Genomic DNA, 24521 nt, shown 5'->3' on the forward strand with positions numbered 1-24521 from the left:
GTGTTTAGTCAATATACAGGGTGTAAATATAATTAAACGTTCAGACATATATGATGATGCTTAGAAGACCAGAAAATAAAATAAATCATATTCAAATTAATCCATAGCGGGCAAAATTTTTTTGCTCTAACACTAAACACTGTTTATTATGTATACGTCATTTATTAAGACTTCGCTCTTACTGCTCGGCATCACCTGCATCGCCCTTCCCGTTGCGGTAGCCCAGTCGGGCCCCGGACAGCTGGATAGTTATATCGCTGTAGCCTTTGCCAACAACCAAGGCTTAAAGCAGCAGCAGTTTGATCTGGACAGGTCTTTGGCTGCCCTGAAAGAAGCGCAGGCCATGTACCTGCCCACGGTGAGCGTGCTGGGCAGCTATACCAAATCTTCCGGCGGAAGAACAATCGATGTTCCGCTGGGCGACCTCCTCAACCCGGTTTATTCTGCGCTTAACCAGCTTACAGGTGCCAAGTACCCGACTTTGCAGAATGAATCCTTTCTGCTCAACCCAGACAATTTCTATGATGCCAAGGTACGTACTTCACTGCCGCTGATCAACGCAGAGATCAGGTACAACAAACTGATCAAACAGCAGCTCATCACCAGTCAGCAGGCCGCCGTTAACGTGTACAAGCGCGCCCTGGTAAAAGATATCAAAACAGCCTATTACAGGTATTACCAGGCCCTGCAGGGAATAGCAGTTTACAACAGTGCGCTGCTGCTGATCAAAGAAAATATCCGTGAAAACGAAAGCATGCTGCGCAATGGCGTGCGCAATGGTACAGCCCTGCTGCGCTCACAGACAGAGCAGCAGAAAACCAATGCGGCCCTGATCCAGGCGCAGCGCAATTCACTGAATGCACGTTCGTACTTTAACTTTCTGCTCAACCGCCCCCTGACGGATTCTGTTTCCACGGAAAGCATTGCCCGCGATGTGGTGATGATCAGTCCTGATACCACGACAGGAGTGCAGGGAAGGGAAGAGCTCAGGCAACTCGAAACCCTCAGGCAGGTATATACCCTGAACGAGAAAATGCAAAAATCGGGCATTATCCCAAAGCTGAACACCTTTATCGATCTCGGCTCGCAGGGCTATGATTTTAATGTGAACAGTAAAACACGCTACTATCTCTGGGGCGTAAACCTGCAGTGGGATGTGTTTACAGGGGGCCAGCGCAAATACCGTGCACAGCAGTCGCGCGCCAGCTTCAACGCCGCTACTGCGCAGCTGGACCAGACGCAGCAATCCCTGCTGCTGGAACTCGACCAGTCGTACAACAATTACCAGTCGGCCAGAGCAGCCTATAAAAGTGCTGCCTCACAGCTCAGCTTTGCCCTCAAATACTATAACGACCAGCTCAAGGCCTACCGCGCAGGGCAGTTATTATACCTCGAGCTCATTGATGCCGAAGATCAGCTTACCTCTGCGCGGCTCCAGCTGGCAGATGCCCAGGCCAACCTGCAAATCACGCTGGCCGAAATGGAACGCGGACAGGCCACTTATCCTGTAAATAACACCAACTAACATGAAATCTCCATCATTTTACTCTATACAACAAGTAATGAAACCACTTCGATACCTCATTCTACTGCTCAGCTTACCTTTGATGTATTCCTGCAGCAGTCCCGTTCAGCCTGTAAGCACAGCCTCAGACACCATTCCGGTTCAGATCATGCCCCTGCAGCAGCAGAACAGCCAGGCACCAATGTCCGTCTCCGGGCAGTTTACCACGGATGATGAAGTGATGCTCTCCTTTAAAACAGGCGGCATCATCAGCAGCCTCAGCGTAAAGGAGGGCGACCGTGTAAAAAGGGGCCAGCTGCTCGCCACATTAAACCCTACGGATATCAATGCACAGCTGCAGCAGGCCAAACTGACGGTAGAGAAAGCACAGCGTGATTACCAGCGCACGCAAAATCTCTACAAAGACAGTGTGGCCACACTGGAACAGCTGCAGAACAGCAAAACGATGCTGCAGCAGAGCCAGCAGCAGCTGAACATGGCCAGCTTTAACCGCCAGTACTCAGAGATCCACGCCCCCAAAGACGGCTTTATTCTAAAGAAACTTGCGAACACCGGCCAGCAGGTTACCGCCGGCACAGCGATCCTCCAGACCAATGGCGCAGAATCTGGCAAATGGATGCTCAGGGTAGGCGTCAGCGATTACGAATGGGCAGGACTGCGGCTCGGCGACCGCGCAAAAATCCAGACTTCGTCCTTACCGGGACAAACCTTTGAGGGCCGCGTAACCCGGAAGTCCGAAGGTGTGGATGCCGCTACCGGAACATTTTCTGCAGATATCAGCTTCAGCGGCAAAAAGCCTGAGGCAATTGCCGCAGGCATGTTCGGAAAAGCCGTTATCGAGCCCTCCAAAGTTACTACGGGCACCGGCAGCTGGCAGATCCCTTATGAAGCACTGCTTGATGGCGACGGCAACAGCGGTTATGTGTTTGTAACCAGCGACCGTAAAACGGCCAGGAAACTGAAGGTAACCATCGGTGGCATCGAAAAAAACACCGTCACCGTTACCCATGGTCTGGAAAATGCCGGCGCGCTGATTATTTCGGGTTCTGCATACCTGACCGACAAAAGCCCTATCTCCGTTCAATCAACTAAAACTGCTGCGCAATGAAGATCTCAGATTACGCCGTAAAAAACGGCCAGTTCACCCTGGTGATCTTTATCATGATCATCGTGCTGGGCATTACCACGATGCTGAATATGCCGCGGTCCGAAGACCCGGAAATGCACGCCCCATTCTTTTCAGTAATCATTATTTACCCAGGTACCAGTCCGAGGGACATTGAAGACCGCGTAGTTACGCCCCTTGAAAAAACGATTTCGGGGCTGGACGATATCAAAAAGGTACGTACCAGTATTTCCAATGGCGTGGCCGTGATCCGTGTAGAATATGTGTACAGCAGTAACATCGATTCCAAATACCAGGAGATCGTCCGCGAGGTCAACAGCAAACGGCCGGAACTTCCTGCCGATATTGCCAGTATCGAAATCCAGAAACAGCAGCCCTCTGATGTGAATGTGCTGCAGGTAGCGCTGGTATCTGAGAACGCTGCCCGGAGCAAGCTGCAATACTATGCCGAGCGGCTGCAGGACGACCTGGAAAAGGTGCCTTCGCTCAAACAGGTGCAGATCTTTGGTTTGCCGGGCCAGCAGGTCAGGGTTGAGCTCGACCTGGAGAAAATGGCGCAGATGCACCTGCCGGTAAGCGCTATCGTCAACAGCCTGCACAGCGAAATGGCCAGTATCCCGGGAGGAAGCATTGATGCCGGAAAGCAAACTTTCAATATCAAATCCAACGATTACAGAACACTTGATGCCGTAAATAATACGATTGTATACTCTGCAGGCGGAAAGAATATCCTGTTGAAAAACATCGCCCGCGTCTATTACGGATATGGTGAAGAACAGCATATTGCCCGCCTCAACGGCCACCGCTGCGTTTTTGTCGTAGCTGCCCAAAAGGAAAAAGAAAACATCAGTAAAACGCAGCTGGCCTACGTCGCCACGCTGGCCAACTTCAAAAAGCAGCTGCCGGCGAATATAGACCTGGTGCAGAATTTTGACCAGGCAAACAATGTAAACAGGCGGCTGACAGGCCTGGGACATGATTTTATCATTGCGATCCTGCTGGTAGCCATCACGCTGCTGCCCCTGGGTTTCCGCCCCGCGGTGATCGTGATGATTTCCATCCCGCTGTCACTGGCCATAGGTATTGTACTGCTGCAGCTGTTTGGCTTTAACCTCAACCAGCTCAGTATTGTAGGTTTGGTGGTTGCACTGGGGCTGCTGGTAGATGACAGCATTGTGGTGGTGGAGAATATCGAGCGCTGGATGCTGGAAGGGCACAGCCGCCTGGAAGCCACGCTCAAAGCCACAGGGCAGATCGGTATGGCCGTAGTGGGCTGTACCGTGGTACTGATCATTGCATTTATGCCGCTCGTGTTTTTGCCTGAAGGTTCCGGAGATTTTATCAGGTGCCTGCCACTGGCCGTGATCTTCTGTGTACTGGCTTCGATGTTTGTTTCTTTAACGATCATCCCCTTTTTATCCAGCCGCCTGCTGAAAAACCATACCGGAAACCCCGAAGGGAATTTCCTGATGCGCGGACTAAAAAAACTGATCCACGGCAGTTACGCACGTTTGCTGGACAAGGCGCTGGACAAACCTTTCCTCACGATCGGAGTGGCCGTAGTGCTTTTTTCTGCCTCGATCTACCTGTTCGGCGTAATCGGTTTCAGTTTGTTCCCGGCTTCGGAGAAACCACAGTTCCTGATCAATATCACCACGCCAAGCCAGTCTAACATCCCTTACACAGACACTGTGGCAAGGGCAATAGAAAAACAGCTGAAAAGAGAGCCGCTGATCAAATATTATGCGTCCAATATCGGCAGGGGAAACCCGCGGATCTACTACAATGTGATCCCCGAAAACAACCGCAGTGATTTCGCACAGCTGTTTGTTCAGCTGGACGAAGAAACCAGTCCCGATGAAAAACTGGCGCTGATCCAGCAGCTGCAGCAGCGCTGGGCACATTACCCCGGCGCTAAGGTAGAAGTGAAAAACTTTGAACAGGGCCCGCCGGTAATTGCCCCGGTGGAAGTGCGCGTTTTTGGGGATAACCTGGATACGCTGCGCGCCTTATCAATGAGGGTAGAACAGATGCTGCACCAGACCCCCGGAACCATGTACATCAATAATCCGGTGAGCCTGCTGAAAAGCGATATCCGTATTGCGGTAAATAAAGAGAAGGCGCAGCAGCTGGGCGTATCGTCGGTTAATATCGATCAGATAGCCAGGCTGGCGGTAACCGGCCTCAATATGGGCACTTACTACAACAATGACAATAAATATGGCTACACTGTACTGCTTACCCGGATGAAAGAGGGCAGGCCCAGTCTTGACGCTTTCCGCAACCTGTATGTGAACAATGTTCAGGGCAATGCTTTGCCCTTAAACCAGGTGGCGGGGCTGCAGCTGGAATCTTCACCGGCAATCATCAACCACCAGGAGAAGAAGAGGGTGGTCTCGGTACAGGCAAACCTGCAGAAGGGCTATCTGGCCAGCCGTGTCATACAGGATGTGATCAATAAAATGGACAAAATGAAACTGCCTCCCGGATACAGCTATGAGATGGGCGGAGAGCTTGAATCGCAGAACAATTCATTCGGAGGCTTCATGAGCATTATCCTGGTGACGGTATTTATGTTTGTTGCCGTACTGGTACTGCTGTTTAAAACCTTTAAAAGTATGCTCATCATTCTGTCTGTGATCCCGCTGGGGATTGTAGGTGCTGCGGTGGCACTTTGGGTCACAGGAAATTCGCTGTCCTTTATCGCTGTGGTGGGCCTGATTGCACTGGCAGGAATAGAAGTGAAGAATACGATTTTGCTGGTCGATTTTACCAATCAGCTGCGGAAAAAAGGAATGAGCCTGCATGATGCGATACGTGAAGCCGGAGAAGTCAGGTTTTTACCGATCGTGCTCACTTCCCTGACAGCCATCGGCGGATTGATCCCGATTGCGGTTTCTACGAACCCGCTGATCTCACCGCTGGCCATCGTACTGATTGGCGGGCTGATCAGCTCTACTTTACTGTCCAGGATTGTAACGCCGATCGTTTATGAGCTGATCCCGCCGGCGGTAACCCCGGATGAGGAAAAGCCGGAGACACACTAAAATACAGGAACTGCCCTGGCCTTATTGCATTTCAACGGAGAAATGCAGTATCGCCGGGGCGGTTTTTAATCGTATAAATTAGTGATAGTGTTCTTGATAAAGTTTTCCATGGTGTTTACAATCAGGTTTAGTTGCTCCGGAGGGGCCACTTCACTGAGCTCATCCAGCAGGAGCTGCGATTCCAGCTTCCATTTCAGCAGCTGGGCGGCAACAATCGCATTGATATTCTGATACTGGCCCAGTAACTTTTCTATATCTTCTTTATAGGCTACCCAGCACAATGCCTTTGTCCTGTTGAGGCCTGATGCAATATCCTCGTCTGTGTATGCCGGATCTGCCAGAAAACACATTATCCCTGTAAATTTCTTTCTGTATACAGGCTTCACAACTACTCTGTATCTATTCATGGCTTGTATTTGGTACTATAAAAATATTACAATTTTTTATAAAAAGTAATATTTTTGACCGAGGATCTGATATTTACGTTTTAGCTGTTTCCGTAATCAGGCGCAGTGCTTCTTCCACTTTTTTGAGATTGTTACCAATCTCTGTTATGGTACTATACACTTCCGGATTATTTTGCGGCAGTTGATGTAGTGTGTCCTTTAAATTTTGGTGATGCTGAGCAATATCTAAATGCGCAGCCAGCATTTCTACGTTAGCCATTGATATGAACTGGAGCCGCTTTTTTGTATTTACATGTTCTGTGACCTCTGTTGCGATTACCATAATACTGGAAGTTTGGCCCCCGCCATTTTTAACGGGCTGATAAACAAAATTGAAACAAACCTCTTCAAAACGGTTATGTCTTTCTAACATCACATACTGCTCATTGCCAAAGAAAGGATTGCCGGAGCGATAAACCTGATCAAGGATCTCCAGAAAGCCCTGGCCCTGTATTTCAGGGAGTGCCTCTTTGAGTGTCTTGCCGATTACTTCTTCAGTTTTGCCCCAGAGTTCCAGAATTTTGATATTTGCGATCTCTATCGTCATCTCTTTTCCTGTGAACAGGCCAATGGCAATCGGCGCAGCTGAGATGATGCTCTGGTGACTCCTGTTTTTCTGGATCTGGTCTGCGGTTTCAATCAGTCCCTGTTCAAATTCAAACAGACTGTGTAAACGCATTTCTATCTGATCCATCACAATTTTTGCCATGTTTGCGAGCATTTGTTTCTCTTTTTCGGAGAAATTCCTTTTTTCATAGCCCATTACACAAATGGTACCGATGCTAAAGCCATCATAGGTGATGAGTGGGGCGCCTGCATAAAATTTAAATCCTATTTCTGCTGCCAGTATAGAATTGCTGAGTAAACAGGGGTCGGCGATTGGCAATGTTTCAAAAACAGTAACCTCATTGCTGAGCATGGCCAGTGAACATAAACTGGAGCTTCTGGGAGTTGCAACATTTGCGCCCTTGATGTCCATTGAAGTTTTCACAAATACCTCTTCAGTATCGACAAAGTTGATCAGCGCAACAGGAAGATTAAAAAAATTGGCAGCAAGATTAGCGATATTATCAAAAGACTTTTCGGGAGCGCTGCCGATGATATGATAACGTTTCAGTGCTGCTACACGCTGTTGATCATTGGCAGGTTTCGGGTTGTTTTCTGTGTGGTTATCTGTTGAAGTTGCTTTATCTTTCATCCGTCTTGCTGATTCCATCTGTGTGCATGTGTCTAATTAAGACATACGGGAAATCTAGGCAAAAAGGTTTATATCTTTGACGATCATTTCGTTCATTCTGTAAATCAGTATGGTACACTTATAAATGCCTGCTGTTTCAATTATTTTGTCCGGGATTTGGGATTTCAATCGTTACCCCGGAGAGCTGAGTAGCCTTGCCATCAACATAATCCAGTTTTCCGAAAGCTCTCAGCCATCGCTGCTGATGATCCTCAGTTGCATTCAGTGGGAAGTCGAGGCTGAATGGTTCGTTCTTGTCAATTGAATTGCGTATGGCCTGCATAATTTTGTCGCCATATGGATCTGAAATTAGTGCTATCGCCTCCTGCCAGTCAAACTGATGATCAGTAGGAAAACCGTATAGCTTATTGAGGCCTGGTGATGCAACACAGTTGAGGGTGTTTACATCGACGTGCCAGATACCCACCGTTGAAGTATCAACATAGCTATGCAAAACATCTTCTGCTTTCTGTATACTTTCTTCAATTTTTTGCAGCGAGTGATAAAGACCCGTTTGATTTTCGGGCACCTTGCTCAGCATGTCTCTGAGCAAATTCTGCGTTGCAACAAGATCTTCATGCGTAATGCGCATATCCTTGTTCGCACTGGTCAGCTCCTGTATACTTTTGGTCAGCAGTTCGTTGTTTGTCTGTGTGTCTGATTCCATACGCTCTAGTAATCTCCTCGCATTTACGATGTTGGTGATGTCGCTTACTGATGCAATAATCTGATGAACTTCACCGTCGTCATCAAATACCGGGACATAACTAATATTCAGGATCAGATCTTTAGGGCCCTCTGTGGTCTGGAGAGTTACCTCTGCTTCAGGAAAGTTGGCGGTTTCCCGCGTTTCCAACACGAGCGTAAGGCTGCTCGTTGATGCAGGATTTACAGAATCCGGAAAAATATCGAAAAGCGACCTTCCCAGTATCTGTTCTCCGGTTTTGCACCAGATGTCAAACATTTGCTGATTGGCAGCTTCTACAATAAGCTCTTTTCCTGAGAAGATTGCCATTCCTGAAGCTGAATTCATCACCATGTTCTCCAGCTGTTTTTCGCTGTTCTGCAATGCTTTGCGTGCATGCATTTCTTCAGTAATCTCATTGGCAACAATCATGATGCTTGTTGTATTGCCGTCACCATCTTGTAACGGTTGGTACACAAAGTTAAAATAAACATCTTCCATCACACCGTTGCGCATCAGAAAAACACATATTTCCTTGCCGTAGTAGGGAATACCCGATGTAAATACGTTATCAAGTATTTGCAAAAATCCCTGTCCTTCTATTTCAGGCAAAGCTTCTTTCAGCGTTTTGCCAATCACCTCATCTGTTTTGCCCCAGACTTCCAGGATAATAGGATTGGCGAGTTCGATGACCAGGGACCTGCCGTTGAGCACGCCAATAGCCATTGGTGCTTTTGCAATCAGCGACTGATTATTAAAGTTCAGCTGTGCCAGCCGGGCGGCATCCATCACGCGTTTTTCTGCGTCGAATATACCGCGCAGGCGCAACTCAATCTCGTCCATTACGATTCTGGCGAGCCCTTTCAGCATCGTCGTCTCTTTTTCCGAAAAGGTTCTTGTTTCCCGGCCAATCACGCAGATGGTACCGATGGTAAAACCATCATGGGTAATCAGCGGGGCACCTGCATGAAATTTAAAACCCATCTCGGCTACCAGCAGCGGATCTGTCATCAAATGACGGCTCAGATTAGGAATGTCTTCAACAACCATTACTTCATCAGTCCCTAGCGCCATTGTGCAGATACTGTTGCTTCGCGGGCTGTTGCGGATCTCTTCCACACCCACATTTGATTTCAGGAATACGTTTTCGGTATCGATAAATGAAATCAGGGAAACAGGGAGATCAAATATTTGGGTGGCTAACCTGGCAATATTATCAAATGTTTGCTCGGGAGGGGTTCCAAGAATCTGATAACGTTTGAGTGCTTCAACCCGGCGTTTGTCGTCAGGGGAAAGATTAGTTGGTGCCAGGTTGTTTTCCATTGTATATGTCTCATTTAGAAGCATTGGCAGTACAACCAACGGCTATGATACGTTTGTTAAGATATAAATTATCCGCTTGTTCCATCCTAATTTTGAAGAAAATAATCCAATTTATTAACAATTATTTGCGAATTCTAATTTTTTAATCATTTTTTTTCTTCATATATAAGACTATTGAGTTTAATGGTTAAGCTAAAGTGTTTTAGTTTCAAAATTAACTTTACAATTCGACCATTTAATTCAGAAGTTTTATTGTCCTACCATTATTATAGACTTTTTGGCGTCCTTTTTCCGGAAAAATTATAACTTGGGCGTAGAAAAACATTAAAGAATGAAACGACTCGCCCTGATTAGTTCCCTCAATTTACTATGGATCCCCCTGATGGCACAAACCGGCCAGCTCACAGGATTTAAAGCGCAGCATCAAACTGCGCAATATGCACTCGAAAAAGAATTTGATGCCGGCCTCAGCAAAGAGCATATCGGTGAACTGATCAAAGAACTCTCTTCCGCTCCGCACCATCTGGGCTCGCCAAGGGGCAAAGTGGTAGCCGGGCTGATCCTCAATCAGTTTAAGAGCTATGGTTGGGATGCAAAAATAGAAACCTACTACGTGCTGTTCCCCACACCCAAAACACGGTCGCTCAACCTGCTGAGCCCCGTAACCTATACAGCAGTGCTTGAAGAACAGCAGATCGCGGCTGATCCGGCTACGTCGCAAAAAGGGCAGCTGCCACCATATAATGCCTGGGGTGCTGACGGAAATGTCACAGCAGGGCTGATTTTTGTGAATTACGGGCTTCCCGAGGATTACGAAAAGCTGGAACGTTTGGGCATAGATGTAAAAGGGAAAATTGTAATTGCCAAATACGGGCATTCCTGGAGAGGGGTAAAGCCTAAAATTGCCTATGAGCACGGCGCGATTGGCTGCCTCATTTATTCAGATCCTAAAGACGATGGCTTTGTAAAAGGAGATACCTATCCGGCAGGTGCCTTTAAACCAGAATATGCGGTACAGCGTGGCTCTGTAATGGATATGGTGATCTATCCGGGCGATCCGTTAACCCCGGGCGCCGGGGCCACAAAAGGAGCCAAAAGGTTAACAAAAGAAGAAGCACAGACGATTCTGAAGATCCCTGTACAGCCCATCAGTTACCATGACGCACAACCGCTTCTGGCAGCGCTGAAAGGCCCAGTGGCACCGGCAGAGTGGAGCGGGGGACTCCCTGTTACCTATCATGTGGGCGACGGGGCAGCCACAGTAAGGCTCAATCTGGCTTTTAACTGGGATATTGTGCCTGCCTATAATGTGATCGCCAGGATGAAAGGTTCCAAATATCCAAATGAATGGATCCTTCGCGGAAACCATCATGATGCCTGGGTAAATGGGGCGGCCGACCCGATAAGCGGACTGGCAGCACTGCTGGAGGAAGCAAAATCCATCGGCCTGCTGGCAAAAAAAGGGATCCGCCCTCAAAGAACGCTGGTATATGCGGCCTGGGACGGTGAAGAGCCATCCCTGCTCGGATCAACGGAATGGGCAGAAGACCATGCAGCAGAACTAAACCAAAAGGCAGTGGCCTATATCAACTCTGATGGCAATGGCCGCGGCTTTCTCGAAGCCGGGGGATCGCATGCGCTTGAGAATATGATTTCGGAGGTGGCACATGCGGTAAATGACCCGCAGGCCAACGTGAGCATCTTTGACCGTAAGATCGCCGCTGAGGCTGTTGCTGCCACTTCTGCCAAGGCAAAACAAACTGCTATGGGCAAGAAAGTGCTGGACATTTCTGCGCTGGGCACGGGCTCAGACTATTCAGCTTTCCTGCAGCACCTGGGGATCCCCTCGCTTAACCTCGGTTTCGGTGGCGAGGACGAAGGAGGGGAGTACCATACGAACTTCGACTCCTATGATAACTATATTAAGTTCAAGGATCCCGGTTTTAATTACGGCCTGGCACTTTCCCAAACTGCCGGAAGGGCAGTGCTGCGACTGGCAAATGCCGATGTGCTTCCTTTTAATTTCGAAAACCTGCAGGCCAAGATCGCGAAATACCTGACAGAGGTTACTGATCTCGATACACAGCTCAGGGCCAATGCAAAAGCCAACAATCAATTGCTGAACGCCGGATTATATAAACTTGCGGCTGATCCACAGGAAAACCTGAAAGAGCCCAAGCCTAAAACAGAGCTGCCGGTAATAGATTATGCGGGATTGAAAACCGCATCGGATACCCTTAAATCATCTGCTGCGAAACTTAACCAGGCTATCGTGGCAGGACTTGAAAATATCAGGCAGCCCGAAAAATTGAATGTACTGTTGTACCAGGCAGAAAAACAATTGCTCAGCACAGCGGGCTTGCCAAAACGCCCCTGGTATAAACATACGATCTATGCGCCGGGATTTTATACCGGTTATGGCGTGAAAACGCTTCCGGGAATACGGGAAGGGCTGGAGCAATACCAGGCTGAAGAAGTAAAGCAGCAGCTTGTGGTCCTTACGGAATCCATTCTCAACTTATCAGCTGAGCTGAACAAGGCAGCAGCGTTAGTAAAATAACCTGCTGCTTATAGCACCTGCATATCAATAGTTAAGGTAAAGCAGGTTTCCTCTTCAGAAGATACAACGCCCAGTGTCCCGTGGTGGGCACGGGCAATCTCAGAGGCAATATAAAGTCCGAGGCCCAGTCCGTCTTTGCTGTTCTCTTCTGAGCCGCGTGAAAAGGGCTGGAAAAGGCGGGCAATTTTTGCATCCGGGATTTTCTCCCCGCAGTTGGCTACCGACAGTTCCAGTATTCCGTCCTGACTGCTGACGATCACGCGGACAGGCTCATCTGCACGTCCATAGGTCAGTGCATTGCCCAGGATATTTGAAAACAGCTGTGCAATACGCACGGCATCACATTTTACAGGTTGCCTCAGTTTAAACTGGATGTCGATGCTGCGGCCCGGCCAGATGGCTTTCAATTCTGTCACCACCTGCAACAGTGCTGATTCAAGGGGCGCATTGTCGCTCAGGTCTAAAGTAATTCCTTCGCCGAGGCGCCCCCTTGCAAAATCCAGTACATTCTCAATCAGGCCGGTGATCCGGAAAGAACTGTCCTGAATGATATTGGCAAGGCGCAAAGCACGGTCATCAAGCGGCATCCTCAGCAATAACTGTGCGCTGTTCCTGATGGCGCCAACTGGGTTCCTGAGGTCGTGCCCAAGTATCGCAATAAACTGGTCGCGCAGTTCAGAAGTCTTTTGCTCTTCCTGCAGGTTGATTGCAGAAAGTTCTATCTGTTCAACTGCATTGAGGTGAAAGGCGATCAGATCAGCAAACAGTTTAAACATTCCTACGGTCTCAGGAGTGTTTAAAGTTGCAGGATTGGGATCAATCGCACAGAGCGTACCAAAGAAGCGGTTACCGCTCAGGATAATCGGAGTTGAAATATAGCTTTGAAAACCATAGATCAGGGGAGTATGATGGTTGGCATACTGCTCGTCAGTGGCTACGTGGTCAATCACCACACATTCTTTATTCTTTTCAATTTCGCGGCAGATCGTGGTCTTGATATCAAGCTCGCCTCCTGGTACCAATCCAAAATTGATATGATCTTTGACCGCACAGGCCACCCATCTGTCTTCGGTCACACGCGCCACGGCAGCAAAGCCCAAGCCCGTGATCCTGCATATCACCTCGAGGATACTATCTACAGCTGGTATGCGGCTGAAGACTTCAATTTCTGCCTGTAACTTGGCTTCAGTAAAATCTGACATTTATATTCCTTCTGAAATTATATCAACGCAATTTAAACATATTCAATTCATAAAAACAACTAAAAGTGGCGCTCTTTCAATGTTGTGGCCTAAAAACGACTTTTTTAAAAAGGAAAACAACCTTTAGTGCTGCTTTTACGGTTTAGCTGAAAAATCGAGACCGGGCAATTGCAAATCCGGTTGGCCACGTTTCCCGTATATTATTGCTCAACTACATATGTTTATGAGTATTGGTAAAGAAAAGGTGAAACTTGAAAAACTATTGGTGTCTGTTGCCAGTGTAAAAAACATCGACGACTTAAACCTGGAAATAGTAAATGAAGGCTATCGCGAATATGCGGCAATCATCAAAACCTTATATACCAAACAACCCAACATATTTGGCAACCTGTACAATTACGATCTGCGTGAGATCAAGGAAAACAAAAAGTTTATTAAAGAAAGCTATACTGCGAAAGCAAGGCAGGTAAATTTTGCGGTTTACCGCGATTCTGTAGTAGAAGCTATTGAGAGAACGATGGAGTACATCTCCAGTTATGTGCAGTAAGCAACTGGTAACATTCCTGTTAACTGCTTAACTTACTCTGTCAATGTTTAAACATCTTAATACGTTTTAGTTATTTATATTCTATCTTTATAATGCCTGCTTCAGCAGCTGCCGGGTGACTATGGAATTTTATAACAGCAATCAGAAAGAAGTCTTAAAATTTGCGGAAGAAATCTTAAAATGGGAATTGCCCAGAACGCTCAGCCAGGCAGACCTTGACCATATTAAGCTGATTGCCAATTCAGCGATTACACACAGCCACGATGTGATGAACGTAAAGCTGCACAGGATCGTCATTAAGCCAAAGATCAGTATTGCAGACCTGGCAAAATTCAACCGGCGGTCATAGTCTTAAAATTTCCTAAACAAATCGGGGAGGCCGTGGGTTATGGCTCCAAATTATAATTATGTCCGCACTTTCCGATGAGTTAAAAGCTTTCAACAGAAACCGCCTGCCAGAAATGGCCAAGCTCAAGTATGAAGCAATGACAGAGAATGCCTTTCGTTTTTTCAGGGGTACCTGTCATTTATTTTATCAGCGCCTTTCCGGTGTGAAAGGCTTCCCCCGGTCGCCCCTGACCTGGATCTGCGGCGACCTCCATCTGGAAAATTTCGGTAGTTACAAAGGCAACAACAAGCTTGTTTATTTTGATCTGAATGATTTTGACGAAGCAGTGCTGGCTCCTGCGATATGGGAAGTGATCAGGCTCGTTACCAGTATTTTTATCGCATTTGATGCGCTTGATATCGACCAGGGCCAGGCCCAGAGTATTGCGTCGCTTTTTGTAAATACGTATGCTGCCACCTTGCTTACCGGCAAGGCCGTGAGCATCGACCCGCGTACCTCTAAAGGGATCCTGAATGAATTTCTGAAAAAGGCGGAGAAAAGCACCTACAGGGAAGTTCTTGAGAAACGTACGGAGAACAAGGGGAGCAAGGTTGTCCTGTCTTTAAAACACGAGCGCCATTTTAAGCTGAAAAAGGCGCTCAAATCACAACTTGAAGAACATATCACCCAGTGGATCAGAAAGAGTAACGACGGGCCCTACAATTACAAAGTGAAAGATGCGGTTTTCCGTCTTGCCGGTACCGGAAGTATAGGGGTAAAAAGATATCTGATCTTGCTGAAAAGCACCAATGTCAAAGAGAAATACCTGATCGTTGATATGAAACAATCATTTCCTTCTTCATTGGAACCCTATTTAAAAGCGGGGCAACCCAACTGGCCAAACCAGGCAGAAAGAATTATCGCGGTGCAGAAGCGTATGCAGAATGTTTATCCTTCGCTGCTTAGCACAACAGAGTTCAGAGGGGAAGATTATGTGATCCAGGAGCTGCAGCCGGTAAAGGATACGCTTGAGTTTAAGATGATCAAGGACCGTTACCGTGATATCTACCAGGTGGTTGATGATATGGCAGTCCTCACGTCATCCGCACAGCTGCGCAGCGGAGGAATGAACGGTTCTGCAATTACTGATGAGCTTAAAGAATTTGCGTCGCGGGTTGGCGCATGGCGCCAGCCCGTGCTCGATTATGCGCTGAACTATGCGGCAGAGGTAAAGGCAGATTATAAAGAGTTCGTAAAGGAATTTGGTGATAAAGTATATGATAACCAGTATCATATGAGCAATACTGTTGAGGTTGATTGATGCTCTCCTCAGAGTTGTGAAAAATTATCCCCAAAGTTGTGAGCACAAGACTGAGGAAAAGGTATATTAGGATAGAAATTAACCTCTTATGCCCTATAACGATCCCAGGCGTTTACAAGCTGTTAACCGTTTTTTAAAGCTCGATATCAACAGACAAGCAGAACTGCAGGAAATGGTAGAACTCGCCGCTGCCTTATGCGACACTCCGGTCGCAATGATTACCCTGCTCGACGAGCAGACCGAATACATTAAATTCAGAAAAGGTATAGAACTTCAGGAGCTGCTGAGGGAGGATACTTTTTCCCAGTATCTGCTGGACGAAGAAAAGCTGATGATTGTACCCGATGCACTGTCAGATCCCCGGTTTTCACATACAAAATTAGTGGTTGAAGAACCTAAAATCAGGTTTTATGCTGGCTGCAGCCTGATCACACATGATGGGTATGCTGTCGGGAGCATAAGTATAATGGGGCAGATCGGCAAACAGCTGAATGAGCCGCAAAAACATCTGCTCAGCGTACTGGCAAAACGGATCGTGGAGATCATGGAAATGGAGTTTAGCCTGGGCATTGTACGGAACCAGTTTATCAAAGCCAAAGATTCTGAGATGAAACTGCAATCCTTTTTTGAAAGGGCAGGGACATGTCATCTGCTGATCGGCAAAGAAATGGAGATTATTGCATTCAATAAGAATGCCTCAGACTATTTTGCAAAAAGCCAGAAAGTAGAAATTTATGCGGGCCTTACCATTCCGCAGATCCTCAGTGATGAGCGGCTGGAAGACTTTTTTGAAAAATATCAGCAGGCGATGGCGGGCGATCCGGTGTACTATGAGCGGGAGGTAGAGTACAGCGGAAAGCTGATCTGGTGGTCAGTTTCTTTGGAGCCGGGATATAATGTGGAAGGTGAAATCATTGGGATATCCTTTAATGCCACTGACGTCACCGAAAAGAAGATCCACGAAAAGGAAATGTCTGATAAAAACGACCGGCTGATGCAGATTGCCCATATCCAGTCGCACGAACTCAGAAAACCTGTAGCTTCTATTCTAGGTTTTATGGAGATCTTCAAACACAGCGATTACTGTGCTACCAAAGAGGAATTGCTCATGATGGAGCGGGCTACGATTGATTTAGATACGCGCATCAGGGCAATAGTTTATCTGACGCAGTAGTGCGGAATGTCATTCTTCGAAAGACATTGCTGAGCGGCGCTGATTTATTGGCTATTCCTTTTTATTCCTGATTTTGGCTACTATATCACGGTAGGTACCATGTGTGGCTGCAGGATTTTTGCCCTTTGGTACTTCTGAGAGCTCACCGGTCTTTTTGTATTTTGCTATTGCTTCGGAAAACGCTCTTTTGTCTTCCTGATTTTGTACAGACGGCTGTATAATAAAATCAATGTTTTTTGGCTCTTTTATATATCCCATTGTCTTATAGTTGCTTAAAATATCTATTGATCAAATATAATGCCTTTTCAGGGTAAATGATCATGTTTTGTGCGCCAATATGCGTTGCGCCCAACTTAGAAACATAATGCTGTACCAAATTACTTTTTGCCTTAAATCCGATAATACCATCATTACCATTATCAAAAGATAATTTACAGCAAAATGCAATTAAATTACCTGCTACTCCTTCATAAAGTTTGTTTGCCCCATAATTTATGGGCGAACTTTCAACCAGGTTCAAATAAACATGATCATCAAAATCTGTTGCGCTCACCAAACCCTGTATTTCCTTTTGACCAGCAATACACAGTTTGTAAACCATCCTGCGTGCGGAAAGTAATTCCTTTTTCCAGTTAAACTTCCATTGATTTTTTCTGTTGACGGTATTTAATTCATTGACTGCCACAGTAGAAACTGTTGTTTGAAAACTTTCCCCGGAAAGCCGGTTTACAATACTATTTGTAAGTTTGTCAATTTCTATTGACAGTTGGTACACTCTTTCATGCCCCATAACACTAATTTACACAATTAAAATAAAAAACCCAAATATAATCTAAAGGAAAATAAATTACAAATATATCTTAAATCTTTAATTAAATAAATTAATTGTTTTTAAAAAGTATTATTTATCGGACTGGCAGTAAGATCGTGTAAATGGAATTGGATATGCTGAAGCTGCAAAATACTTCGCATCTGAAATAGAAAAAATGGTAATTACAGTAAGACGTAATCGGTAATGTATTCAATCGCGCTTTCAGTTGCATGAACCAGCGAATCGCGGTATAAACTAAACTGCGCCTGCTGCGCTTCATCAGCAAAATCTTCTTTCAGCAGCCTTTTGTGTCCCCTGATTTCGGCGAGGTCATAGTTGTACAGGTTGGCAAACACATTGGGGCTGATTTTGAACAGTACCCTGATGATCTTTGCATATTCAATAAATCCTTCATTAACGATGAGCAGGTTCGGTTCGTTAAACGAGTTAACATCTGTTAATGAGGATAATACCTTATTAAGTTTTATTTTTTCTTTATTTAAGACCATAGAGGAAACTAATGTAACTAATTGAATGAACAAAGCACAAAAATATGAACATTGATCAATAATAAGTACATAATTTCTACAATTGAACAAGCAAAAAAAAATATTTTGCAGGATTTTTAAGATTTGTTTTGCCAGTGCCTAACCGTTGCACTGAGCTCCTCCCGGTGAAAAGGTTTCCTGAGAAAACCATCTGCACCAGCCTCTGCGGCCATTTTTTCAATCCCAAGAAGTGCAGACATCATTACCACCGGAATATGTGATGTAGCTGTATCGGCTTTCAGGGCCTTACAGGCCTCGCTGCCTTTTTCATTTCCCAGCAGTTCATCCATAAGTATCACATCGGGCTGGATCGTGTTTACCTCTTTAATGATCTCCAGATCTGATGAATGTATTACTTTATGGCCTTCCTCAGTTAAGAGTACATAAACGATATATAATATTTCAGCGTCGTCTTCAATGACCATTATTTTTAAGCACATAGGAATACAGTTGATTCAGATTATCCAAGAAAGAACAAGATGTCTCACAAAAATGTTCAGGACTTTTCTACCACTTTGTGGAATACAGGTATGATCAATGCAATAATGGAGGCACTGTTTACCTCATTTAGTTATACACTCTTAGTCCCCGGTGGCTCGCCTTTTATATTTTTTATCCATCAGGATCTTCAGCGCTGCAAGGTCCTGATTAAGCCCACTGATCAGGTCCTTCAGCAGGGCCACGGTATTGTCATCCTGGTTCAGCAGCCTGAGCTGTTCCGGTTCAGGAAGATCAAACTGCTTTTTAAGCACCTGAGGGATTTTAAAGCTCTGCGCGGTGTAAGCACAGGCGTAGAGATACAGGCAGCTGATAAAGTCGGTTAAGGCGCGCTCATAATATGCCAGGAGCTTCTTATAACTTTTAGAGCGCTTAAACATCAGCAGATAGGGTTGGTACCGTTGCGACTGCACAAGAATATCCTCATTGATCAGATCTTCTTCTTCATCAATTCCCCACCTGATACACAGTTCGTACTTTGCTTCAATCAGTTTTCCTGTAGCACTGTACATGTTCTGCACAAAGGGATCGTCAGTCTGCCCAAAAAAATCCAGATGGTCAATAGATTGTTCCCAGGGGTTCCTGAATTCCCTGCTGTGTGATTTCATACTTCTTTTAAAAGTCAGGTAGTACATGTATTCATACAGATCCGAATGCATATAAGTGATGCTCACACCCAGGCCCCTGACGGAAAGATTTAAATCGAAGGGGTCATTTCTGGAAACTTTCATAAAATAAATATTTGGCCTCATTCATGTGTATGTAAGTTAAATATACTGCTAATTAATGAAATCAGCCCGTCAATTGGCAAACAAATGATGCATGATGCTGGTTGTTTCCCTTTAAGAATACATCGATTACAACAATTTATATTACATGGACATCTCTGCTGAGCCACTGGCTGATCTCAAACTTTATATGCTGTTACTGGGTTCCAAAGCCCCTCAGCGCAATGTTGAACAACACGATTATTTTTTTGGTGTAGCGCGCTCCTTAAAGGAACTGGTTCCTGAGATCAGGGCATTCTGGCCCGAAGCCGGCAACAGTATCCATCTGGATGGCTGGAGGGAAGTAAACCATGTTGAAGGATACCGGATCAGGGCAGTATTAAAAGATAATGTCCAGGATAGTGACCAAAAAAGCCTGTTCTTTATCAACCTGGGCGGTTACCAGGAAAACAAGCTCGAAGAGCAGCACTATATTGTTTTAACGGTGCAGGACGACCGTGCACTGGCTACCCAACACGCCAAGAAAACCGTGTTTTTCAAAAAGAACACCATCAAAGGTGCCAATTCGCACATCGATGAGAAATATGGGATTGATGTTGATGATATTTATAAAATTGAAGAAATATTAAGCGCCTCACAGAAGGAACGCTACCAGATTATCATCAGTCCGGCGGAGACTCATGGTACCGATGATTATCCTGCTGAGGATAAGGTACACCTGGGTTATTTTAAACTTGATAAACTGTAGCTTTCCGGAGCCTGGGGTATCACCGTATGAATGAGCTGAGAACTGTTAAAACTAAACCCGGCATTCTTTGTTAATTTCTAAAATCCAAACACACGCTACTTATAAACTACATCAATTGAAAGATAAAAAACGCATTGCTATTCTTGGAGGTGGTCCAAGCGGGTTATTCATGTACAAGAGATTCGTTGATGCGAACAGGACAGATATCACGATAGATATTTTTGAAAGAAAAAAAAGCCTTGGGGCAGGAATGCCATACAGCGCCGATGGTGCCAATGATGAGCACATCACCAATGTTTCGGGCAATGAGATCCCGGAACTGGTTACGCCTATTGCCGAATGGATCCGGACGGTAGCCCCGGAGACCCTGCGTCATTTCCATATCGATGCAGATCATTTTAACGATTATAAAGTCCTTCCAAGATTGCTGTTCGGCCAGTACCTGTCCGCACAGTTCAGCCTGCTCAAACAAAAAGCAGCAGGCGCAGGGCTTGCCACAAACATTTACTTTAACAGCGAGGTGACAGACATTACTGATCATCCGCAACGCGAAACCGTAGTGGTGGAGATACGGGGACAGGAGCATTTTGAATATGACCATGTGATTATCTGCACCGGCCATAACTGGCCCCTTAAACATGAAGGAACAGTGCCCGGATATTTTGATTCTCCCTATCCTCCGGCCAAGCTGGCTTTCAAAGTAAACCATGCAGTGGCGGTGAAAGGATCATCATTAACCGCTATCGATGCGATCAGAACACTGGCCAGGCACAACGGAACATTTATCAAAGGGGAGGACGGTACGCTGAGCTATCATCCCGCAGAGGATAGTGCAGGATTCAGCATCATGATGCATTCCCGCAACGGCATGCTGCCGGCGATCAGGTTTCACCTGGAAGACTCTCACCTGCAGAAAGAAGCTGTACTGAGCAAAGAAGAAGTGAACAGCAACAGGGCGGCAAACGGTGGCTTCCTTTCGCTGGATTATGTCTTTGAGAAGAACTTTAAGGACCTGCTTAAAGACCGGCAACCCGAGTTTTATGCGCAGATAGCGGCGATGGACATCGAAGCTTTCGTAGCCTTAATGATGGAACTGCGCGAACGCCTTGCACCATTTCAGTTATTTAAAGCAGAATATACAGAAGCAGCAAAATCAATCAAAAGAAAAGAGTCTGTTTACTGGAAAGAAATGCTGGCTGTGCTCAGCTTTGCCATGAACTATCCCGCCAAATATTTTTCGGCCGAAGATATGCAGCGCCTGCAGAAGGTGCTGATGCCGCTGATCTCTATCGTCATCGCATTTGTACCACAAAGTTCCGTTGAAGAACTGCTGGCACTGCACGATGCGGGGGTGCTGGACCTGGTGTCGGTTGGTGACGACAGCCATATTGAGATCCCGGGCAGCGGCGGGATCGTGTACCATTATACTGATGAAGAAGGAGTGCCACATGCTGTTCCCTACCAGACTTTTGTCGATTGTGTAGGCCAGCCGCATATGTCATTCCAGGAATTGCCCTACGAAGGCCTGCGCTCTGGCAAAACAGTAAGCCCGGCGCGTTTGCTGTTCAAAGATCCCTCAGCGGGCAGGGCCGCAATGGAAAATGGCAATGAGCACGTAGCACAGGATACCAGCGGCAATTACTACCTGAAAGTTCCGGGGATTACCATCAATGATAATTTTCAGGCCATGGATGAATACAATGCTTTAAACGAGCGGATTTATATGATGGCGGTGCCATATATCGGGGGCTTTAATCCCGACTACTCCGGTCTCGACTTCTGCGAAGCTGCTTCATCAACCATCATCAAGAGTATCCTGCAACTGACTCCCGATCTCCATCTATGAAAATCACATTCTATGGTCTGCTGATGGCCTCAGGGCTCTTCGGTATTCCCGCTATGCTCAGCGCACAAACGCAGGCCATCAAACCCTACAGCCTCTTTAACCCTGTACCGAAAACTCAAATGAGGGAGATGGAAACCGACCGCCCCGATGTGACGGAATCTCCATTTACCATTGATGCCGGGCATATACAGTATGAAGCAGATTTATTCCGGCTGGAAACAGAAAAAGGAGAGCTCAGTAAGCAGAACACGATGTTATTCAATCAGGGCAACCTCAAAATTGGCCTCGCAAAGAATACATCCATACAGTTTGGTTTCCAAACCTATGTAACGGAAAAGGAAACCGACCTGCAAACAGGGGAGGTAAGCCGTGGACATGGTATCGGGGATGTCAATATCCGTATCAAACAGAATATCCTCGGAAATGACGGCGGAAATTTTGCCCTGGCGGTTTTGCCCTATATCAAGTTCCCTACAGCAAGATATACTGATGACAGTAAGTACGAAGGCGGCATTATTGTCCCGATGCTGTTCAGGTTGTCGGGTGAGTGGAACCTGGGAAGCCAGGTAGAAGCCGATAGGCTGGAAGATGCTGAAGAGAGTGCCATGCACACAGAACTGCTCCAGTCGCTCACCATCAGTCATGATATCGTTAAAAACCTTGAAGGTATAGCTGAAACTTATTACCGGTACGACTTTAAAAAGCACCACTGGTCTAACTTCCTCAATGCATCTGCACAGGTAGAGGTATCAAAAAACTTTAAGCTTGATGCCGGGTTAAATTACGGCCTGCAGTCTGATGCAGAGAAAAATTACTTTATCGGTACTTCGTTCAGGTTTTAGTAGCCTGCTAAAACCCTGAGCGCTACAATATGTGTCATTCTCCGATAACATACTATACGAAAATGTGTTAATGGTGTTACACCAATAACAACTAGCTAATACATGGAAAATACGTTCGGAATGAATATCATTCCCGAAAACGACTCCCAGCGGATTGAAGCGCTAAAACGATACCAGATTTTAGACACTCCACCCGAAAATTCTTTTGACAATGTGGCCAGGCTTGCTACCCAGATCTTTAAGGTGCCGATTTCCCTGGTATCCCTTGTAGATGCTGAACAGGTTTATTTCAAAGCCAATATCGGTATGGGCAGGGCCAGGACAACTTCACGAGGTGTGAGCCTCTGCTCCCTGGCTGTAATGCAGCCGGAGGTGACTGTATTTGAAAATGCCGCCGATGAACCATGTTTGCTCACAAACCCCAATGTTGCAGGAGATTTTGGCCTTAAATGTTATGCCGGTGCCCCTTTGACTACGCATGACGGATTTCTGATTGGCACCCTCTGCATCATCGATAAAACCCCACGGACATTCAGTGATTCAGACAGAGAGATTTTACAGAGCCTTGCAAAGATCATCATGGATGAGATCGAACTGCGGCTGTCTTCCATTAAAGAAACAGAAAAACAGCAGCTGTACCTGATTGAGCAGGAAAAAAATCACAAGGTGATCGAAGAGCTCAATGTGAAGATTGAGCTGGCTTATGAGGAGGCGCTTGCTTCTAACGAAGAGCTCACTACAACTAATATTGAACTTCAGCAGATCCAGGAAGACCTGTTGTCTGCCTATATCAAGCTGCGTGAAAGTGAGGAGGTGAAAGAAATTGCTATCGAACAGGCTCAGCTAGGTTTATGGTATATTGACGCAGAAACAAGAGAATTTGTTCCCTCAGACCGCCTCAAGGAATTTTTTGGCTATGAGGCAGATGAAGAAATGCTATACGATGCGGCCATCATACAGATCAGGGAAGACTACAGGGAAAAAGTAGCCGGTGCTGTAGAACTTGCCATTCAGTCGGGCAGTTCATATGATCTTGAATATCCCATTGTAAGTCCAAGAAACCAGAAATTACGTTGGGTACGGGCAACAGGTAAACTGAATGCTGCCGAAAATGGCAGGAAATCATATTTTTCTGGGACGGTAATGGATATCACCGAACAGAAAGAAGACGACCAGCGCAAAAACGACTTTATCAGCATGGTTAGCCATGAGCTGAAAACACCGCTGACCTCAATGAACGGCTATATCCAGATGCTGTCTGTAAAGGCCAGGAGAAATGAGGATGCCTACGCGGTTTCACTGCTTGACAAAGCAAACCGCCAGACAAAAAAGATGGGAACGATGATCAATGGTTTTCTCAATATGAAAAGACTGGAGACAGGAAAAATCCATATTGATAAGCAGCGGTTTGATATGGCCGGACTCATTGCCGAGGCAGAAGAAGAAAGTACGGCCACCATCGCCAGCCACAATATCATCTTTGCACCTGTTAAAAGTTGTTTTATCAGTGCCGATCGCGACAAGATTGGTCAGGTGATCACCAATCTGATCAGCAACGCCGTCAAATATTCTGCTCCTGCCAGTACGATAGAGGTGGCTTGTGTCAGTATGGGACAAACCTTTCAGGTCAATATCAAAGATCAGGGAATAGGGGTTGGCGAGGCCGACCGCAGTAAATTGTTCAGCCGCTTTTACCGTGTTGAGTCTGCTGACACAGAAACCATCAATGGTTTTGGGATCGGCCTTTATCTCTGCAGTGAGATTATCGCAAGACATGATGGGAAAATCTGGGTAAACAGTGAACTGGGCAAAGGTTCAGTGTTCTCGTTTAGCCTGCCTGTTTCAGGCTAATACTGGTTAAAGTGTATAAAATACCATACACTTTAAGCAAGGGCATTTGAGGCAGGCCAGCAAGCATTAACGACGTCTAAACATACAATCAGGCCTGTTATTCCCTTTATTTTAAACGCCTGAGTTGT

General features: G+C 46.1%; 21 protein-coding genes. 12 read left to right on the plus strand and 9 right to left on the minus strand.

All coding sequences use genetic code 11. The features are described from left to right. Nucleotides 1-148 precede the first annotated feature (148 nt). The 3 genes from FN831_RS09095 to FN831_RS09105 are packed head-to-tail and all read left to right on the plus strand — an operon-like array spanning nt 149 to nt 5698. Nucleotides 149-1525, plus strand: a complete 1377-nt coding sequence (locus FN831_RS09095) for a TolC family protein (protein ID WP_142527910.1) — start codon at nt 149-151, stop codon at nt 1523-1525. Nucleotides 1526-1562: 37 nt separating this feature from the next. Beyond that, nucleotides 1563-2633 carry an efflux RND transporter periplasmic adaptor subunit gene (locus FN831_RS09100; protein WP_142527911.1) on the plus strand — a complete coding sequence of 357 codons (1071 nt, stop codon included), beginning with the start codon at nt 1563-1565 and terminating at the stop codon, nt 2631-2633. Next, on the plus strand, nt 2630-5698 hold the full coding sequence (locus FN831_RS09105) for an efflux RND transporter permease subunit (RefSeq protein WP_142527912.1): 3069 nt from the start codon (nt 2630-2632) through the stop codon (nt 5696-5698). The genes FN831_RS09100 and FN831_RS09105 overlap by 4 nt, the downstream gene beginning before the upstream one ends. 65 nt (nt 5699-5763) lie before the next feature. On the opposite strand, the gene FN831_RS09110 is transcribed toward FN831_RS09105, so the two are convergent. From FN831_RS09110 to FN831_RS09120, 3 genes are all read right to left on the minus strand, one after another. After that, a complete protein-coding gene (locus tag FN831_RS09110) occupies nt 5764-6105 on the minus strand; it encodes a hypothetical protein (RefSeq protein WP_142527913.1) in 342 nt (113 codons plus the stop codon). Nucleotides 6106-6178: 73 nt separating this feature from the next. Then, on the minus strand, nt 6179-7360 hold the full coding sequence (locus tag FN831_RS09115) for a PAS domain-containing protein (protein ID WP_142527914.1): 1182 nt from the start codon (nt 7358-7360) through the stop codon (nt 6179-6181). A 118-nt stretch (nt 7361-7478) separates the two neighbouring features. Then, nucleotides 7479-9389 carry a PAS domain-containing protein gene (locus tag FN831_RS09120; protein WP_185960437.1) on the minus strand — a complete coding sequence of 637 codons (1911 nt, stop codon included), beginning with the start codon at nt 9387-9389 and terminating at the stop codon, nt 7479-7481. Between the two features lie 331 nt (nt 9390-9720). Between FN831_RS09120 and FN831_RS09125 the strand changes: the two genes are divergently transcribed. Next, on the plus strand, nt 9721-11949 hold the full coding sequence (locus FN831_RS09125) for a M28 family peptidase (protein WP_142527916.1): 2229 nt from the start codon (nt 9721-9723) through the stop codon (nt 11947-11949). Nucleotides 11950-11957: 8 nt separating this feature from the next. Here the strand turns inward: FN831_RS09125 and FN831_RS09130 are convergent, their stop codons facing one another. Beyond that, the gene (locus FN831_RS09130; RefSeq protein WP_142527917.1) at nt 11958-13151 is read right to left on the minus strand and encodes a GAF domain-containing sensor histidine kinase; all 1194 of its coding nucleotides are present in this window, start codon (nt 13149-13151) and stop codon (nt 11958-11960) included. Nucleotides 13152-13374: 223 nt separating this feature from the next. Between FN831_RS09130 and FN831_RS09135 the strand changes: the two genes are divergently transcribed. From FN831_RS09135 to FN831_RS09150, 4 genes are all read left to right on the plus strand, one after another. Continuing rightward, nucleotides 13375-13698, plus strand: a complete 324-nt coding sequence (locus FN831_RS09135) for a hypothetical protein (RefSeq protein WP_142527918.1) — start codon at nt 13375-13377, stop codon at nt 13696-13698. A 121-nt stretch (nt 13699-13819) separates the two neighbouring features. Further along, the gene (locus tag FN831_RS09140) at nt 13820-14047 is read left to right on the plus strand and encodes a hypothetical protein (RefSeq protein ID WP_142527919.1); all 228 of its coding nucleotides are present in this window, start codon (nt 13820-13822) and stop codon (nt 14045-14047) included. 58 nt (nt 14048-14105) lie between these two features. Further along, nucleotides 14106-15347 (plus strand): DUF2252 domain-containing protein, encoded by a 1242-nt coding sequence (locus FN831_RS09145; RefSeq protein ID WP_142527920.1) that lies wholly within the window; start codon nt 14106-14108, stop codon nt 15345-15347. Between the two features lie 88 nt (nt 15348-15435). Then, on the plus strand, nt 15436-16521 hold the full coding sequence (locus FN831_RS09150; protein ID WP_142527921.1) for a PAS domain S-box protein: 1086 nt from the start codon (nt 15436-15438) through the stop codon (nt 16519-16521). 51 nt (nt 16522-16572) lie between these two features. Here FN831_RS09150 and FN831_RS09155 read toward each other — a convergent pair whose 3' ends face one another. The 5 genes from FN831_RS09155 to FN831_RS09175 form a co-directional block, all read right to left on the minus strand. Further along, nucleotides 16573-16779 carry a hypothetical protein gene (locus tag FN831_RS09155; RefSeq protein ID WP_142527922.1) on the minus strand — a complete coding sequence of 69 codons (207 nt, stop codon included), beginning with the start codon at nt 16777-16779 and terminating at the stop codon, nt 16573-16575. A gap of 4 nt (nt 16780-16783) precedes the next feature. Continuing rightward, nucleotides 16784-17122 (minus strand): hypothetical protein, encoded by a 339-nt coding sequence (locus FN831_RS27915; RefSeq protein WP_221931317.1) that lies wholly within the window; start codon nt 17120-17122, stop codon nt 16784-16786. Nucleotides 17123-17514: 392 nt separating this feature from the next. Beyond that, complete coding sequence (locus FN831_RS09165) at nt 17515-17841, minus strand: hypothetical protein (protein WP_142527924.1); 327 nt, start codon at nt 17839-17841, stop codon at nt 17515-17517. Nucleotides 17842-17957: 116 nt separating this feature from the next. Beyond that, nucleotides 17958-18320, minus strand: a complete 363-nt coding sequence (locus FN831_RS09170; RefSeq protein WP_142527925.1) for a response regulator — start codon at nt 18318-18320, stop codon at nt 17958-17960. 141 nt (nt 18321-18461) lie between these two features. Further along, nucleotides 18462-19109 (minus strand): hypothetical protein, encoded by a 648-nt coding sequence (locus tag FN831_RS09175; RefSeq protein ID WP_142527926.1) that lies wholly within the window; start codon nt 19107-19109, stop codon nt 18462-18464. A 145-nt stretch (nt 19110-19254) separates the two neighbouring features. Here FN831_RS09175 and FN831_RS09180 point away from each other — a divergent pair, with 145 nt between their 5' ends. From FN831_RS09180 to FN831_RS09195, 4 genes are all read left to right on the plus strand, one after another. After that, nucleotides 19255-19854 carry a DUF1543 domain-containing protein gene (locus FN831_RS09180; protein ID WP_142527927.1) on the plus strand — a complete coding sequence of 200 codons (600 nt, stop codon included), beginning with the start codon at nt 19255-19257 and terminating at the stop codon, nt 19852-19854. A 115-nt stretch (nt 19855-19969) separates the two neighbouring features. Beyond that, nucleotides 19970-21700 (plus strand): FAD/NAD(P)-binding protein, encoded by a 1731-nt coding sequence (locus tag FN831_RS09185; protein WP_142527928.1) that lies wholly within the window; start codon nt 19970-19972, stop codon nt 21698-21700. Beyond that, on the plus strand, nt 21697-22542 hold the full coding sequence (locus FN831_RS09190; RefSeq protein ID WP_142527929.1) for a transporter: 846 nt from the start codon (nt 21697-21699) through the stop codon (nt 22540-22542). Before FN831_RS09185 ends, FN831_RS09190 begins: the two co-directional genes overlap by 4 nt. Before the next feature lie 102 nt (nt 22543-22644). Then, nucleotides 22645-24393 (plus strand): ATP-binding protein, encoded by a 1749-nt coding sequence (locus FN831_RS09195; protein ID WP_142527930.1) that lies wholly within the window; start codon nt 22645-22647, stop codon nt 24391-24393. The last annotated feature ends 128 nt before the right edge of the window (nt 24394-24521 follow it).

The sequence above is a fragment of the Pedobacter westerhofensis genome (assembly GCF_900182595.1).
Classification (GTDB): Bacteria; Bacteroidota; Bacteroidia; order Sphingobacteriales; family Sphingobacteriaceae; genus Pedobacter; species Pedobacter westerhofensis.

Excerpts from the sequence above, each read along its gene's own strand:
- FN831_RS09095 (WP_142527910.1), top strand. The coding sequence starts at position 149 with ATGTATACGTCATTTATTAAGACTTCGCTCTTACTGCTCGGCATCACC.
- FN831_RS09100 (WP_142527911.1), top strand. The coding sequence starts at position 1,563 with ATGAAACCACTTCGATACCTCATTCTACTGCTCAGCTTACCTTTGATG.
- FN831_RS09105 (WP_142527912.1), top strand. The coding sequence starts at position 2,630 with ATGAAGATCTCAGATTACGCCGTAAAAAACGGCCAGTTCACCCTGGTG.
- FN831_RS09110 (WP_142527913.1), bottom strand. The coding sequence starts at position 6,105 with ATGAATAGATACAGAGTAGTTGTGAAGCCTGTATACAGAAAGAAATTT.
- FN831_RS09115 (WP_142527914.1), bottom strand. The coding sequence starts at position 7,360 with ATGGAATCAGCAAGACGGATGAAAGATAAAGCAACTTCAACAGATAAC.
- FN831_RS09120 (WP_185960437.1), bottom strand. The coding sequence starts at position 9,389 with ATGGAAAACAACCTGGCACCAACTAATCTTTCCCCTGACGACAAACGC.
- FN831_RS09125 (WP_142527916.1), top strand. The coding sequence starts at position 9,721 with ATGAAACGACTCGCCCTGATTAGTTCCCTCAATTTACTATGGATCCCC.
- FN831_RS09130 (WP_142527917.1), bottom strand. The coding sequence starts at position 13,151 with ATGTCAGATTTTACTGAAGCCAAGTTACAGGCAGAAATTGAAGTCTTC.
- FN831_RS09135 (WP_142527918.1), top strand. The coding sequence starts at position 13,375 with ATGAGTATTGGTAAAGAAAAGGTGAAACTTGAAAAACTATTGGTGTCT.
- FN831_RS09140 (WP_142527919.1), top strand. The coding sequence starts at position 13,820 with ATGGAATTTTATAACAGCAATCAGAAAGAAGTCTTAAAATTTGCGGAA.
- FN831_RS09145 (WP_142527920.1), top strand. The coding sequence starts at position 14,106 with ATGTCCGCACTTTCCGATGAGTTAAAAGCTTTCAACAGAAACCGCCTG.
- FN831_RS09150 (WP_142527921.1), top strand. The coding sequence starts at position 15,436 with ATGCCCTATAACGATCCCAGGCGTTTACAAGCTGTTAACCGTTTTTTA.
- FN831_RS09155 (WP_142527922.1), bottom strand. The coding sequence starts at position 16,779 with ATGGGATATATAAAAGAGCCAAAAAACATTGATTTTATTATACAGCCG.
- FN831_RS27915 (WP_221931317.1), bottom strand. The coding sequence starts at position 17,122 with ATGGTTTACAAACTGTGTATTGCTGGTCAAAAGGAAATACAGGGTTTG.
- FN831_RS09165 (WP_142527924.1), bottom strand. The coding sequence starts at position 17,841 with ATGGTCTTAAATAAAGAAAAAATAAAACTTAATAAGGTATTATCCTCA.
- FN831_RS09170 (WP_142527925.1), bottom strand. The coding sequence starts at position 18,320 with ATGTGCTTAAAAATAATGGTCATTGAAGACGACGCTGAAATATTATAT.
- FN831_RS09175 (WP_142527926.1), bottom strand. The coding sequence starts at position 19,109 with ATGAAAGTTTCCAGAAATGACCCCTTCGATTTAAATCTTTCCGTCAGG.
- FN831_RS09180 (WP_142527927.1), top strand. The coding sequence starts at position 19,255 with ATGGACATCTCTGCTGAGCCACTGGCTGATCTCAAACTTTATATGCTG.
- FN831_RS09190 (WP_142527929.1), top strand. The coding sequence starts at position 21,697 with ATGAAAATCACATTCTATGGTCTGCTGATGGCCTCAGGGCTCTTCGGT.
- FN831_RS09195 (WP_142527930.1), top strand. The coding sequence starts at position 22,645 with ATGGAAAATACGTTCGGAATGAATATCATTCCCGAAAACGACTCCCAG.